We start from the raw sequence: 14,305 nt of genomic DNA, 5'->3' as shown, positions 1-14,305 counted from the left end.
GCCGTTCGGCCCCGTGTCGGGTACTCGTTCCTCGCACCCGCCACGCGTCCGAACGGCGAGCCGGGCCGCGAACGCTGTTGTCGGCCCGCTTCGATGCGGTGGGTTCGCGCCGGAGCGCAGCGGAGCCGGAGATGTGGAGGTCCGGCAACTCTTGTCGGTGGCTGTCCCTAGACTCTGTGCCGTGACTTCAGCCACCAGCGATCAGCGCCCGAGCACCGTGCCCGCAGCCTCCGACGGCGAGCGGCCGACCCTGTTGTTGCTGGACGGGCATTCGCTGGCCTATCGCGCGTTCTTCGCCCTGCCCGCGGACAACTTCAAGACGGTCACCGGGCAGACCACCAACGCGGTGTACGGCTTCACCGCCATGCTCATCAACCTGCTGCGCGACGAGAAGCCCACCCATGTCGCGGCCGCGTTCGACGTCAGCCGCAAGACCTTCCGCACCGAGGCGTATCCGGAGTACAAGGCCAACCGCTCGCAGACGCCCGACGAGTTCCGCGGTCAGGTGGAGATCACCAAGGAGGTGCTGGGCGCGCTGGGTATCCCGGTGATGGCGATCGACGGTTACGAGGCCGACGATGTGCTCGCCACCCTGACCACTCAGGCTGTGCCGCAGGGCTTCCGGGTGCTGATCGTCACGGGTGACCGGGATTCGCTGCAACTGGTGAACGACGACGTCACGGTCCTCTACCCGAAGAAGGGCGTCTCCGAGCTCACCCGCTTCACCCCCGAGGCGGTGCAGGAGAAATACGGCCTGACCCCGACCCAGTACCCGGATTTCGCGGCCCTGCGCGGCGACCCGAGCGACAACCTGCCCGGCATCCCGGGCGTGGGGGAGAAGACCGCGGCCAAGTGGGTGCGCGAATACGGCGATCTGAACACGCTGGTGGAGCGCGTCGATCAGGTGAAGGGCAAGGTCGGAGATGCGTTGCGCGCCAACCTGTCCAGTGTGGTGCTCAACCGGCAGCTGACCGAGATGGTCAAGGATGTCGCGCTGCCCTACACCCCCGATCAGCTCGCGCAGCAGCCGTGGGACCGGGACAAGATCCATCAGCTGTTCGACGATCTGGAATTCCGGGTGCTGCGCGACCGGTTGTTCGACACCCTCGCCGCACCCGAGCCCGAGGCCGACGGTGGATTCGAGATCAGCGGTGGAGCGATCGAGCCCGGCGCCGTCACCGACTGGCTGGCCGAGCACGCCGAAACCGGTGTGCGCCACGGTATTTCGGTGGTCGGCACCGGAACCCCGGTGCACGGTGACGTCACCGCGATCGCGATCTCCGCGGCCGACGGTGAGGGCGGCTATTTCGACGCGGTGGCCCTGACCCCCGAGGACGAGGCGGCGCTGGGCGCGTGGCTGGCCGATCCCGCGGTCCCCAAGGTCGTGCACGAGGCCAAGGCGGCCATGCACGCACTGCGCGGGCGGGGCTGGCGGCTGGCCGGGCTGGTCAGCGATACGGCGCTGGCCGCCTATCTGGTCCGTCCGGGCCAGCGCACCTTCAATCTGGACGATCTGTCGCTGCGCTACCTGTCCCGCGAGCTGCGCGTGGAGTCCGACGAGCAACCGCAGCTGTCCCTGCTCGACGAGGAGGGTTCGGTCGACGCCGAACTGGCCCAGACCGAGATCCTGCGCGCCCGCGCGGTGGCCGATCTGGCCGAGGCGCTGGGAGCGGAGCTGGAGCGCATCGAGTCCACCCGGCTGCTCACCGAGATGGAGCTGCCGCTGCTGGGTGTGCTGGCCGAACTCGAGGAGGCGGGTATCGCCGTCGACGTGGCCGAACTCGAGCAACTGCAATCCGAATTCGCCGACCGGGTCGCCGATGCCGCGAGCGCGGCCTACGGGGTGATCGGCAAACAGATCAACCTCGGCTCGCCCAAGCAGTTGCAGGTGGTGCTGTTCGACGAGCTCGAGATGCCCAAGACCAAGCGCACCAAGACCGGCTACACCACCGATGCCGACGCGCTCGAGTCGCTGTTCGAGAAGACCCAGCATCCGTTCCTGGAGCATCTGCTCGCGCACCGCGACGCGACCCGGCTGAAGGTCACCGTCGACGGCCTGCTCAAATCCGTCGCCGACGACGGCCGCATCCACACCACGTTCAATCAGACCGTCGCCGCGACGGGCCGGTTGTCCTCGACCGAGCCCAACCTGCAGAACATCCCGATCCGCACCGACACCGGCCGCCGCATTCGCGACACCTTCGTCGTCGGGCCCGGCTGCGAATCGCTGATGACCGCGGACTACAGCCAGATCGAGATGCGGATCATGGCGCATCTGTCCAAGGACGAGGGTCTGATCGAGGCGTTCAACTCGGGCGAAGATCTGCACAATTTCGTCGCCTCCAAGGCCTTCGACATCCCGATCACCGAGGTGAATCCGGAGCTGCGCCGCCGGATCAAGGCGATGTCCTACGGCCTGGCCTACGGTCTGTCCGCCTACGGCCTGTCCCAGCAGCTGAAGATCAGCGCCGAGGAGGCCAAGGCACAGATGGATGTCTACTTCTCCCGGTTCGGCGCGATTCGCGACTATCTGCACGAGGCGGTCGAACAGGCCCGCAAGGTCGGCTACACCGAGACGCTGTTCGGGCGTCGCCGCTATCTGCCCGATCTGGATTCGAGCAACCGCCAGCGTCGCGAGGCCGCCGAGCGGATGGCCCTGAACGCGCCCATCCAGGGCACCGCGGCCGACATCATCAAGGTCGCCATGATCAATGTGCAGGCCGCGATCAAGGACGCCGGACTGGCCTCGCGCACCCTGTTGCAGATTCACGACGAACTGCTCTTCGAGGTGGCCCCGGGCGAACGCGAACAGCTGGAAGCCCTTGCGCGCGAACATATGTCGAAGGCGATCGAGCTGTCGGTACCGCTCGAGGTCTCGGTGGGTGTCGGGCACAGCTGGGATGCCGCCGCGCACTAGCGCCGGGGGAGAGCGCAAAGAAAAACCGTGGCCGCCGGTCGGATGAGGGGGACGCCCGGCGGCCACGGAGTCGGTTGGCGCATGCTCGCGCCGTGTCCGGATGGGCCCGGTGGGCCCGCCCCGATGTGGTCTTACGAGATCTATCGTGCGTCGCCAGCCTTATGGCCGGATGATAGCGACCTTCGAGAACGCTGAGAACGTCATCGGCGCATCGGCGGCGACGTCGGAACCCGGTGACACAGTGGATCGGATCGGCCCGTCGACTCCCGGAAAATCCCGGCGAACCGGACACGCAAACGAGATTGCCTGATGATTGCCGCCGACCCGTCTCGGATGCTCACGCGCCGATTTTGCCACGTCGATCGGGTTGCTGGGACCATCGTCGAGCGTTGGTACGCCGTTCACGGACGATTGTGACGAAGTTACCCATCGGTTCCGCCCCCATGTAGTTGCTATCGGCGGTAACAGTCCATATTCTCGAAGCCGTGCCGAATCCCGCCGCTAGCCACAGCGCCGCTCGCAATGTCGCCGACCGCGACCGTGCGGCGCTAATGCCGCTGACCGCGGTGGTGGCTGCCGACCTCACCGGTCGGGCTCTAGTGGAGCTCGTAGTTCTCCGCCGTAGCGGGGTCTGATTCGGACCGGCCCCTCGCTGCGGGCCGTAGAACCTTTTTTGTTGCGCTGGTCCCCTCTGTCAATCGGACACGACACGCCTCGGGAAGACCTAGTCACATGACACTGACCATCGACACTGCCTTCATCACCGCTGCCCCTCGCGCCCTGCGCGCCGAGAGCGACGGTCTGACTCCCGCCGAGTTCCACGAGCGGTACTGCGATCTCGCGGGCCCGGTCAAGCTCGGCGACTGGATACCCGCCGGGCATCGACATGCCTCGGCAACCTACACCGCCACACTGGAATTCAACGATCACCTGCGGACCGTGGTGTCCGCGGGCAACCCGGTGGCCGCGCTCACCTCGGCCCTCTACGACGAGGGCTATCCGGTCGAGATCCTGCAGTTCCACCAGCGGCAAACCGCTTCGGGCATAGCGACTTTCGTCCGGTGCGAGTTCAACGGCCGCCGCGGCTGGGGCGCCGCCCTTGCCGACGACAGCGCGGAATCCTCTGTGCGAGCGATGCTTTCGGGCGTCAACTCGTTCACCAACTGATACCGATACGACTCGCCCCCGTCGCGTATTCGCGGCGGGGGCGAGCAGTGTGTAGCGACCGGTGCGGGCCTACTTGCCCTCTTGGGCCGGCTGCTCGGCGATCTGCTTGCGCACCTCGTCCATATCCAGCGCCTTCACCTGGGTGACCAGATCCTCGAGGGCGGCCGGGGGCAGCGCGCCGGGCTGTGCGAACACCAGCACACCCTCGCGGAACGCCATGATCGTCGGGATCGAGCTGATGTTGGCCGCGGCGGCCAGGCTCTGCTCGGCCTCGGTGTCGACCTTGCCGTGCACCACGTCGGGGTGCTTGTCCGAGGACTTGTCGAAGGTGGGTGCGAACTGCTTACACGGTCCGCACCAGTCGGCCCAGAAATCGACGAGTACGACGTCGTTTCCGGTGACGATCTCATCGAAGTTCTGAGCGGTCAATGTCTGGGTGGCCATGGGGTCCTCTCGTGGTTGGTAGCGCCCTGTACAACGCAGAACGCCACGTTAATCTTCCGGGCCCCCGCCTCTCCGGGCCTCAGCGTGTAGTTGGGTGCCTCGGGGTTTCGTGTCGGGGCGGCGGTCGGGAGTGTGGCTGGGCTTTGGGCGTTCCCGGGAAGTTACCCATGTCCTTGCCTGATCAACCCTTGCGAAGCGGCTTACGCCGCAAAGAACTCTGGCGGCGGTAAGACGACTTTTCGTGGATGGTGGCGGGTGCGCTGCGAAGTTGCCTGGACGGCCGAGCGCTGACCCGGATGTGGGGTGGGGTGGCGTGCGGTCGAGGATGGGGTGGTGACTGCGCAGACGGTTCGGTTGGGGTTGATCGACGGGGACGGTATCGGGCCGGAGGTGGTGCGGGCGGCTCGTGAGGTGGCCGACGAGGCGTTGGCGGCGGTGGGAGCGCCGACGGTGGAGTGGGTGCGGCTGCCGATGGGGCAGCGGGCGATCGACGAATTCAACGATCCGCTGCCGCTGGTGACGCTCGACGCGCTGGCGAAACTGGACGGGTGGATTCTCGGTCCGCACGACAATGCTTCGTACGCACCGGAATTCCGCGCGTCCGCGCCGCCGGGCGGGGCGATCCGCAAACGTTTCGAGCTGTTCGCGAACATCCGTCCGGCGCGCGCCTTCCGCGGGGTGCGGGCGGTGACACCGGAGATGGATCTGGTGATCGTCCGGGAGAACACCGAGGGGTTCTACGCCGACCGCAATATGTTCGCCGGTTCGGGGGAGTTCCGCCCGACGCCCGAGGTGGCGATGTCGGTCGGGGTGATCACCCGCGCCGCCTGCGAGCGGATCGCGCACGAGGCCTGCGCGTTGGCCGCGACGCGCGGTAAACATCTGACCATCGTGCACAAGGCCAATGTGCTGCCCATGACGATGGGCCTGTTCCGCGACGTCTGCTACGAGGCGGCCGCGGGCTATCCGGACCTGCGGGTGGACGACGAGCACGTCGACGCGGCCGCCGCCCACCTGGTTCGCGCGCCCGGCGACTACGACGTCCTGGTCACCGAGAACCTGTTCGGCGACATCCTCTCCGACCTGGCCGCCGAGCTCGGCGCCTCACTGGGCACCGCGGCCTCGCTGAACTGTTCACGCACCCAGGCGATGGCCCAGGCCGTGCACGGCGCGGCGCCGGTGCTGGCCGGGCACAATCGCGCGAATCCGGCTGCGCTGCAACTGTCCACGGCAATGTTGTTGCGCTGGTTGGGATCTCATCGCTCGGAACCGACGCTGACGCGGGCGGGCGACCGCATCGACCATGCCGTGGCCGCGACCTTCGAGGCCGGTATCGCCACGGCCGACCTGGGCGGGCTCGCCTCCACCGGAGAATTCACCGAACAGGTTCGCGCGCGCGTACATCGGCGCTGACAAGGTTCGGATTCGGCGTGTATGGGAACTCGTCGGCCGCCGCGAGGATTAACCTTCGGTAACCGACCGGCACAGTCGGTCCGAATCGCATACATTTCGAACGGCGAGCGATGTCGTGTTATCGCTCACCCAAACATGGAGGGCTGCTGTGTCTGTTCGATCCGGAGCTCGCGGGTACATCCTGCGGGCCGCATGTGTTGTCGCCGGTGGTGCGTTGCTGCTGACGGGTTGTACCAAGAACTCCGAGAGCACCACCCCCGCGGTGGCCAAGGTGAAGGTCAGCAAGGTCGACGCCCTGGCCGCGCAGGTGCCGGCGCAGGTGAAGCAGGCGGGCAAGCTCGTGGTCGGGGTCAATATTCCCTACTCGCCCAACGAGTTCCGCGATCCGTCCTCGGACAAGATCGTCGGCTTCGATGTGGATCTGATGGACGCGGTGGCCGCGACCCTCGGGCTGACGGCGGATTATCAGCAGGCCGATTTCGAGAAGATCATTCCCAGCATCCAGGCCGGCACCTACAACGTCGGCATGTCGTCGTTCACCGACAACACCGACCGTGAGAAGTCGGTCGATTTCGTGGACTACTTCTCCGCGGGCAGTCAGTGGGCGCAGCAGAAGGGCGCGTCCATCGACCCGAACAACGCGTGCGGTAAGAAGGTCGCGGTCGAGCGCACCACCGTGCAGCAGACCGACGAACTTCCGGCCAAGAGCAAGGCGTGCACCGACGCGAAGAAGCCCGCGATCAATATCGTCGCCTTCGACGATCAGGCCGCCGCGGCGAACGCGCTGGTCCTGGGCCAGGTCGACGCCTTCTCGGCCGATTCGCCGGTCACCGCCTACGCGGTCAAGCAGAACCAGGACAAGATCGAGACCGACGGCCAGATCTTCTCCTCCGCGCCGTATGGCTGGCCGGTCGCCAAGGGCTCCGCGCTGGGACCGGTCCTGCAGGCCGCGGTGCAGCACCTGATGGACGACGGCGACTACCGCAAGATCTGCGAGAACTGGGGCGTCGAGCAGGGCGCGATCACCAAGTCGGTCATCAACGGGGCCAAGGGCTGATCCGGTGAGTTCACCGGACCCCGACAACGCGCGCACCGCCGGGGCGACCGACGCAGCCACCGAACCCGCGCCGATCAAGGCGGTGCCGCTGCGGCGGCCGGGCCGGTGGGTGGCCGCGATCGTCATCGCGATCCTGTTCGCGCTGTTCGTCTACGGCGCGGCCACCAACGAGGGTTATCAGTGGGGCACCTACCTGTCCTATCTGTTCGACGTGCGGATCACCGAGGGCGCGCTGGTCACCCTGGAGTTGACCGTGCTGGCGATGGTGATCGGCGTGGTGCTGGGCGTCACGCTGGCGGTGATGCGGTTGTCGCCCAATCCCGTCCTGCGCTCGGTGTCGTGGGGGTACCTGTGGATCTTCCGCGGGACGCCGGTCTATGTGCAGTTGCTGTTCTGGGGCCTGTTCCCGTCGCTGTACAAGGTGATCGAGCTCGGAATCCCGTTCGGCGGACCGCATTTCACGCACTGGAACGTGCAGCAGTGGCAGGCGCCCTTCCTGTTCGCGATGATCGGCCTGGGGCTGAACGAATCGGCGTACATGGCCGAGATCGTCCGCGCCGGAATCAATTCCGTGGACGAGGGGCAGCGGGAGGCGTCGTACGCGCTGGGCATGTCGTGGTCGCGGACGATGTGGCGCACCGTGCTGCCGCAGGCGATGCGGGTGATCATCCCGCCGACCGGTAACGAGCTGATCAGCATGCTCAAGACCACCTCGCTGGTGACCGCCATTCCGCTGACCATCGATCTGTACGGCCGGGCGCACGACATCTCGAGCGTCAACTTCAAGCCGGTGCCGCTGCTGCTGGTGGCCGCGACCTGGTATCTGGTGATCACCAGTGTGCTGATGGTCGGGCAGTACTACCTCGAGCGGTACTACTCGCGGGGTGCTTCGCGCCGCTTGACCGGTCGTCAGCTGCGTGCGCTGGCCGCGACGACCAATCTGGGAGAGGTGGCGAAATGAGCTCCGCCGCAACCGATTCCGCCCCCATCGCGGGCGAATCGATGATCAGTGCGCAGCAGGTGTGCAAGAACTTCGGTGCGCTGCAAGTGCTCAAGGGCATTTCGCTGGAGGTCTCGCGCGGGGAGGTGATGTGCCTGATCGGCCCGTCCGGTTCGGGTAAGTCCACCTTCCTGCGCTGCATCAACCACCTCGAACAGGTCAATGCCGGACGGCTCTACGTAGACGGCGAACTGGTCGGCTACCGCGAGAAGGGTGGGCGGCTCTACGAACTGCATCCGCGCGAGGCCGCCCGGCAGCGTCGCGATATCGGCATGGTGTTCCAGCATTTCAACCTGTTTCCGCACCGCACGGCGTTGGAGAACGTCATCGAGGCGCCGACCCAGGTGAAGAAGATCCGCAAGGCCGAGGCCGTCACCCGCGCCGAGGAACTGCTGGATCGAGTCGGCCTGGCGGACAAGGCCGGTTCCTATCCGGCCCAGCTCTCCGGCGGGCAGCAGCAGCGGGTCGCGATCGCGCGGGCGCTGGCGATGGATCCCAAGCTGATGCTGTTCGACGAGCCGACCTCGGCGCTGGATCCCGAACTGGTCGGCGAGGTGCTGGGCGTCATGCGCGAGCTGGCCGCGTCGGGCATGACCATGGTGGTGGTCACCCACGAGATGGGGTTCGCGCGGGAGGTCGCCGATCAGCTGGTGTTCATGGACGGTGGCGTCGTGGTCGAGTCGGGTGAGCCGCGCGGCCTGCTGAGCGATCCGCAGCACGAGCGGACCAAGGCGTTCCTGTCGCGGATTCTGTAGCCGCGCGGCGGACTCAATCCGTGCCTTGATGCCGGGTTGCCAACGCGATACGCAGTTGTCCCAGTAGCACTTTCGCGGCGGGGGCGGCCGGGCGGTCCGCGCGCCAGGTGAGGGCGAGGCGGCCGCGCAGCTCGGGTTCGATCTCGACCATGCGGACGCCCGCGGCCGCCGCCTGCGCGGGGGAGAGGTCGGGCACCACGGCCACGCCCAGACCGCCCGCGGCGAGGCGGAGCAACAGCGGCGGTGCGGCGGCCTCGAATTCGACGCGCGGTTCGAAACCGGCGGCGGCGCAGGCGCGTTCGAGGACGCCGCGAATGCCCGTGCCGCGCGACAGGCAGATCAGCGGCCGCTCGCGCAGCTCCGAAAGGGTTGTCCGGCTGCCGAATTCGTGGTCGTCGGCGGCGACCGCGGCATTGATCCGGGTGTCGAACACGATATCCGCACCCACGCCGGGATCCGGTTCGGCGCCGGTCAGGGCGACCAGCGCGATATCGAGATCGCCGCGCCCGACCGCGGCCATCATGCGTTCGGAGGTGTCCTCGGTCAGGCTGATGCCGACCTGCGGATGATCCCGGTGGAAGGTGGTGAGCACCGCGGCGATATCCACCTCGCCGAGCGCCGCGCCGGAGATCAGCCCGATCCGGACCTGCCCGCGCAGCAGGCCGCTGAACTCGTCCACGGTATGCGAAATCTGCTGTGCCGCTTGCAATGCCGCGCGGGCATGGGGGAGCACCGCGGTGCCGGTCGCGGTCGGGGTGACCGATCGGCCGGAGCGATCCAGCAGTGGCTGACCGACTTCCTTCTCCAACTGCCGGATCTGCGCGGACAGGCCGGGCTGGGTCAGGTGCAAGCGCGCGGCGGCCCGGGTGAAGTTGGCCTCCTCGACCACGGTGACGAAGTAGCGCAGCTGCCGCAGTTCCATAACTGATTATTATGGCTTCGAGAAAAACTATCTGTTGTACTTCTGATTCGGGCGCGGGCAGAGTTCGAGACATGACGACGACGCTTCCCGAAATCACCGGCCCGCTGTTCCGGCCCGGCATGTCCGGATACGACGAGGAGGTCGCGGGCTTCCAGACCGCCTACACCCACCGGCCCGCCCTGGTGGTCGGCGCACTGCACGCCGAGGATGTGCGCAGCGCGGTGGAATTCGCTGCGCGGCACGGATTTCCGGTGGCGGTGCAGGCGACCGGACACGGGCTGTCGGTGGCCGCCGACGGCGGGGTGCTGATCAGTACGCGGCGCATGCGAGAGGTCACCGTCGACGCCGCTGCCCGCACCGCGCGGGTGGGTGCGGGCGTGCAGGCCGAGGCCTTGATCGAGGCGGCTGCGAAGCACGGTCTGGCACCGCTGAACGGTTCCTCCCCTTCGGTCGGGGTAGTCGGCTATCACCTCGGCGGCGGCCTCGGCATTCTGGCCCGGACCTTCGGTTATGCCGCCGACCATGTCCGAGCGATCGAGCTGGTGACCGCGGACGGACGACTGCGTCGGCTCACTCCCGGCGACGAACTGTTCGGCGCGGTCCTGGGCACCGGCGGCAACTTCGGTGTGGTCACCGCGCTCGAACTCGACCTCTTCCCGATCACCACGGTCTACGGCGGCCGATTGATCTTCGACACCGGACTCGTGGAACCGGCCCTCGAGGCGTGGCGGCAGTGGACCTGGGAGTTGCCCGAGGAGCTGACCTCGGCGATCACCATGATGACCATGCCCGACCTCCCGGTGATCCCGGAACCGTTGCGCGGCAGGTACATCGCCACCGTGAACATCGCCTACACCGGATCCGGGCGGGACGGCGAACGTCTCGTCGCGCCGCTGCGCGCGATCGGTCCCCGCCTGACCGACGACCTGCGAATGATGCCCTACACCGACACCCACGCGATCTACAGCGACCCGCCCTTCCCACACGCCTACGCCGCGACCAACGCACTGCTGACGGAGCTGAGTGCCGATGCGGCGCAAGCGTTTCTGGATGCCACGGGTCCGGACAGCGCCGTACCGGTGGTGGCCGGAATCCGGCATCTCGGTGGCGCGCTATGTCGTCCGGGCCCGGCGAACGTCTCCATCGATCACCGCGACGCGGAATATCTCGCCCGCTTCATCACCGGCCCCGAAACCGACGGCACCGCGATCGGCGACCAGCACGACCTGATCGCGAAAGCGTTGTCCCCCTGGAGCATCGGCCACAGCCCCACCTTCCTCTACGGTGCGGGCGACCGCGCCGGCGAAGCCCAGACCCGAGCCGGATACACACCCGCCACCTACGCCCGGCTGGCCGCGCTGAAGTCCGATCTCGACCCGGCCAACCTGTTCCGCTGCAACCGCAATATCCGCCCGGCCTGAATTCTCCTGGACATCCCTGACATCACGGAGCTATCGTAGTGATATCACTTCAATATTGGGAGGATGTCATGGAGTTGCGGCGGGCCTTTCGGCTCAACGGGTTCTTGATGCTGTTGGTGTTGCTGGTCGTGGGGATCGCCGGGCTACTCGGCGGGGTCGCGGCGTCGAGTTCGGCGTCGGAGGGCGGTGGCGCCGGGGCGGGCCTCGGAGCCGTGGTCGGGTACGTCGTCTTCGGCATCGCGGTGCTCGCCCTGACCGGGCTGACGACCGTCGGCCCGAACGAGGCGAAGGTGTTGCAGTTCTTCGGCAAGTACATCGGTTCGGTGAGTGACGCGGGCTTCTTCTGGCTGGTGCCGCTCACGGCCAAACGGCGAATCTCATTGCGGGTGCGCAACTTCGAGACCCAGAAGCTGAAGGTCAACGATTCGGACGGCAATCCGGTCGAGATCGCGGCCGTGGTCGTCTACCGCGTGGTGGACAGTTTCAAGGCCGCCTTCTCGGTCGACGACTACGAGGAATACGTGCGCACCCAGTCCGAAACCGCCGTCCGGCACCTGGCCACCACCCACCCCTACGATGCTGCGCCCGATGCGGTGTCCGCGGGGCTCTCCGTGGTTACGCAGGCTGCCGCCTCCGAGCCCGACGCTCCCACCGGCGACCAGTCCCGCACCAGCCTGCGCAACGGCGCCGAGGTCGCCGAGGAGATGACCGCCGAACTGCGCGAGCGCACCGAGATGGCCGGTATCGAAATCCTCGAGGCCCGGATCACGCACCTGGCCTACGCGCCGGAGATCGCCCAGGCGATGCTGGTGCGTCAGCAGGCCAGTCAGGTGGTCGCGGCGCGCAGCCGCATCGTCGACGGCGCGGTGGGCATGGTCGGCATGGCGTTGCAGCGTCTGTCCGACGAGGGCATGGTCGATCTCGACGAGGAGCGCAAGGCGTCGATGGTGTCGAACCTGCTGGTGGTGCTGTGTGGTGATCGCGCCGCACAGCCCGTGGTCAACACCGGGACCCTGTACTCCTGATGGTCGCGCGCGAGCCCAAGAAGGTGCTGCTGCGGCTCGATCCGGCCGTCCACGAGGCGATCGCCAAGTGGGCGGCCGACGATCTGCGCAGCGTGAACGCCCAGATCGAATACGCGTTGCGCAAGGCCCTCGAACAGGCGGGCCGATCGCCGAAACCACGAGCCGCGCCCGGCCCGGACTGAGCGGGCACGGGTGCCGGAGACGAGGATGGGCCGCGGTCATCGATCGCGGCCCATCGTCCGGTCTGCTCGGAGTTTGCCCTGCCCGGGAGCGAAACAAACTAAACGTAGGTTTTGTCCAGGATTGGTTAAAAACGCGTCACGTATTGAGTACAAAACGCCCCAGGACATGCGTAGACATCACGTGTAGGTAGCGTGGTCGCGTGCCAATCTCGTTCGAAACCGGGGGACTGCAACAGCTCGACCAGAACACCTGGGGGGATCCGAAGACTCGTGACATCATCACGCTGACCTATATCGACGCGACGCCGGACCTGCCCGCGCCACTCGAGGACGAGGACACGCTGCGCCGTCGGCTCACCGAGTTGCAGGCCGAGTTCGGCTGTCTGCTCGAGGCGCACTCCATCACGGTGAACGGTCAGCCCGCGCTGTTGCGGCTGGAGAAGTTTCCGCTGCCGGATCGGGAGTCCGGTCTCGGCTTCACCGCCGGGATCGTGGTGCCCAAGGCCAATTGCAGCGCGATCCTGAAGATCATGTGCCCGGAGAACGGGCGGCCGGGTGCCCGCGAAGCCGCGGTCGTGCCCAAGGTCGGCTTCCCGAACATGTTCCCGCCGCATCCGTACGCGCCCGACGTGCGCGGCAAGCTGCCGTACAACGCCGCCGACGACATGCGCTGGGATTCGATGTTCCCCGGCCATGCCCTCACCCGTGCCCGCGCCTGGATCGTCAATGCCAGCCGCACCGCCAAGATCGACCCCCGCTACGCCGCCCTGCCCGCCTTCACCGGCCCGGCACCGGTCAGCGCGAAGGTCGGCGCCGGAGAGACGAGCGGCAGCGCGAGTTCCAGTTCCAGCACGAGCGTCACCCCGACCACCACGCCCAGCGACAGCGCCGCCACCGAAGCGATGCCCATCGCCTCGGCCCCGGCCTCCCCGGAGACCATGCCGATCCCCAAGGCGTGAAACGGTCGAACCCGTTTTCCCCGGCCGCGATCGCTACTTCTCGGTGACGAAAATTGCTGTGCCGGGGAAGATTTCGCCGCGCAGGGGGCTCCACTGGCCCCACTCGCGGTCGAGCCACTCCGGCCAGTCGGGTTCGATCAGGTCGACCAGCACGAGTCCGGCGGCGACGATCTCGCGGACGCGGTCGCCGACGGTGCGATGGTGTTCGACGTAGGTGGCGTTGTCCTCGTCGTCCACCTCGACGTACGGGGTGCGGTCGAAGTACGGCATGGTGGCGCGCAGGCCGTCCGGGCCCGGATCGTCGGGGAAGATCCAGCGCATCGGGTGATTCACCGAGAACACCCAGCGGCCGCCCGGACGCAGCACCCGGGCCACCTCCCGCATGACGCGGGCGGAGTCGGCGACGAACGGCACCGCGCCGAAGGCCGAACAGGCCAGATCGAACGATTCGTCGGCGAACGGCAACTCCTCGGCGCCGGCCTGCACGAGCGGCACCCGCGGACCCCCGCGCGCCATCGCGGCCAGTCCGCGTTCGAGCATGCCGCGCGAGAGGTCCAGCCCGACCGGATCCGCGCCGTGCGCGGCCAGCCAGCGCGAGCACGGGGCCGAACCGCAGCCGATCTCCAGGATCCGTTTACCGGCGATATCGCCGAGCAGATGCCAGTCGCCCTCGTGCAGACCCTCGGGACACCAGACGAACTCGCCGTCGGGGGAGTCCACGCCGAGGAACTCCGCGTGCGTGTCGTGATACTGCGCGGCATCGGCGTCCCACCAGGCGCGGCTCGCGCGGGCACTGGCCGCGGAGTCGATGCCGGTGCGGCTCACCCCGGTTGTACCGAGCAATGCGTTGGCCTGCGCGTGCCGTTCCTCGGGGGTCTGCGGGCGCGGCGGTTCGGGTTGTTCCCGTTGTGGGTGAGGCTCTTCGGGCGAGAAATCGGGGTGGTCTCGAGGCATGATGGAAGGGTATCGACATACCGGGGGACCCTTGTTTGCTTGGTACAACGCACGTCGCGTACGCTGTTTCCCGCGAGTGTCTTCAGTGC

The 14,305-nt window shown here is 67.4% G+C and carries 13 protein-coding genes and 1 pseudogene; 11 read left to right on the top strand and 3 right to left on the bottom strand.

Annotation, left to right across the window (positions count from 1 at the left end; all coding sequences use genetic code 11):
* Nucleotides 1–181 precede the first annotated feature (181 nt).
* The 3 genes and pseudogenes from polA to NRB20_RS39640 all read left to right on the top strand — a co-directional run.
* A complete protein-coding gene (gene polA, locus NRB20_RS21130; RefSeq protein ID WP_319945208.1) occupies nt 182–2,917 on the top strand; it encodes a DNA polymerase I in 2,736 nt (911 codons plus the stop codon).
* Nucleotides 2,918–3,649: 732 nt separating this feature from the next.
* The gene (locus tag NRB20_RS21125) at nt 3,650–4,084 is read left to right on the top strand and encodes an alpha-isopropylmalate synthase regulatory domain-containing protein (protein WP_153411885.1); all 435 of its coding nucleotides are present in this window, start codon (nt 3,650–3,652) and stop codon (nt 4,082–4,084) included.
* Nucleotides 4,038–4,139: pseudogene (locus NRB20_RS39640) on the top strand (hypothetical protein); the annotation flags it as partial. The gene NRB20_RS21125 and the pseudogene NRB20_RS39640, both read left to right, overlap by 47 nt.
* Before the next feature lie 14 nt (nt 4,140–4,153).
* On the opposite strand, the gene trxA reads toward NRB20_RS39640, so the two are convergent.
* Entirely contained in the window at nt 4,154–4,528 is a 375-nt protein-coding gene (gene trxA / locus NRB20_RS21120) for a thioredoxin (protein ID WP_153411884.1), read from the bottom strand.
* Nucleotides 4,529–4,861: 333 nt separating this feature from the next.
* Here trxA and NRB20_RS21115 point away from each other — a divergent pair, with 333 nt between their 5' ends.
* From NRB20_RS21115 to NRB20_RS21100, 4 genes are all read left to right on the top strand, one after another.
* Nucleotides 4,862–5,941 (top strand): isocitrate/isopropylmalate dehydrogenase family protein, encoded by a 1,080-nt coding sequence (locus tag NRB20_RS21115; RefSeq protein ID WP_319945207.1) that lies wholly within the window; start codon nt 4,862–4,864, stop codon nt 5,939–5,941.
* A gap of 148 nt (nt 5,942–6,089) precedes the next feature.
* Nucleotides 6,090–6,998, top strand: a complete 909-nt coding sequence (locus tag NRB20_RS21110; protein WP_319945206.1) for an ABC transporter substrate-binding protein — start codon at nt 6,090–6,092, stop codon at nt 6,996–6,998.
* A gap of 4 nt (nt 6,999–7,002) precedes the next feature.
* Entirely contained in the window at nt 7,003–7,959 is a 957-nt protein-coding gene (locus NRB20_RS21105; RefSeq protein ID WP_319945205.1) for an amino acid ABC transporter permease, read from the top strand.
* 41 nt (nt 7,960–8,000) lie between these two features.
* Nucleotides 8,001–8,753 (top strand): amino acid ABC transporter ATP-binding protein, encoded by a 753-nt coding sequence (locus NRB20_RS21100; protein ID WP_153412061.1) that lies wholly within the window; start codon nt 8,001–8,003, stop codon nt 8,751–8,753.
* A 13-nt stretch (nt 8,754–8,766) separates the two neighbouring features.
* On the opposite strand, the gene NRB20_RS21095 is transcribed toward NRB20_RS21100, so the two are convergent.
* On the bottom strand, nt 8,767–9,675 hold the full coding sequence (locus NRB20_RS21095) for a LysR family transcriptional regulator (RefSeq protein ID WP_153411883.1): 909 nt from the start codon (nt 9,673–9,675) through the stop codon (nt 8,767–8,769).
* 71 nt (nt 9,676–9,746) lie between these two features.
* Here NRB20_RS21095 and NRB20_RS21090 point away from each other — a divergent pair, with 71 nt between their 5' ends.
* The 4 genes from NRB20_RS21090 (at nt 9,747) to NRB20_RS21075 (ending at nt 13,262) form a co-directional block, all read left to right on the top strand.
* Nucleotides 9,747–11,096, top strand: a complete 1,350-nt coding sequence (locus tag NRB20_RS21090; RefSeq protein ID WP_153411882.1) for an FAD-binding oxidoreductase — start codon at nt 9,747–9,749, stop codon at nt 11,094–11,096.
* Between the two features lie 68 nt (nt 11,097–11,164).
* Nucleotides 11,165–12,121: an SPFH domain-containing protein gene (locus NRB20_RS21085; protein ID WP_153411881.1), complete on the top strand. Its 957-nt coding sequence runs from the start codon at nt 11,165–11,167 to the stop codon at nt 12,119–12,121.
* Complete coding sequence (locus NRB20_RS21080; RefSeq protein ID WP_153411880.1) at nt 12,121–12,303, top strand: hypothetical protein; 183 nt, start codon at nt 12,121–12,123, stop codon at nt 12,301–12,303. Before NRB20_RS21085 ends, NRB20_RS21080 begins: the two co-directional genes overlap by 1 nt.
* Nucleotides 12,304–12,503: 200 nt before the next feature.
* Nucleotides 12,504–13,262 carry a hypothetical protein gene (locus tag NRB20_RS21075; protein ID WP_194289951.1) on the top strand — a complete coding sequence of 253 codons (759 nt, stop codon included), beginning with the start codon at nt 12,504–12,506 and terminating at the stop codon, nt 13,260–13,262.
* 33 nt (nt 13,263–13,295) lie between these two features.
* On the opposite strand, the gene NRB20_RS21070 is transcribed toward NRB20_RS21075, so the two are convergent.
* The gene (locus NRB20_RS21070; RefSeq protein WP_153411879.1) at nt 13,296–14,216 is read right to left on the bottom strand and encodes a class I SAM-dependent methyltransferase; all 921 of its coding nucleotides are present in this window, start codon (nt 14,214–14,216) and stop codon (nt 13,296–13,298) included.
* Nucleotides 14,217–14,305 lie beyond the last annotated feature (89 nt).

Origin of the sequence: Nocardia macrotermitis (assembly GCF_009604405.1) — a bacterium.
In the GTDB taxonomy this organism is placed as follows: Bacteria; Actinomycetota; Actinomycetes; order Mycobacteriales; family Mycobacteriaceae; genus Nocardia; species Nocardia macrotermitis.
This window is presented reverse-complemented; position numbering and strand designations above follow the sequence as displayed.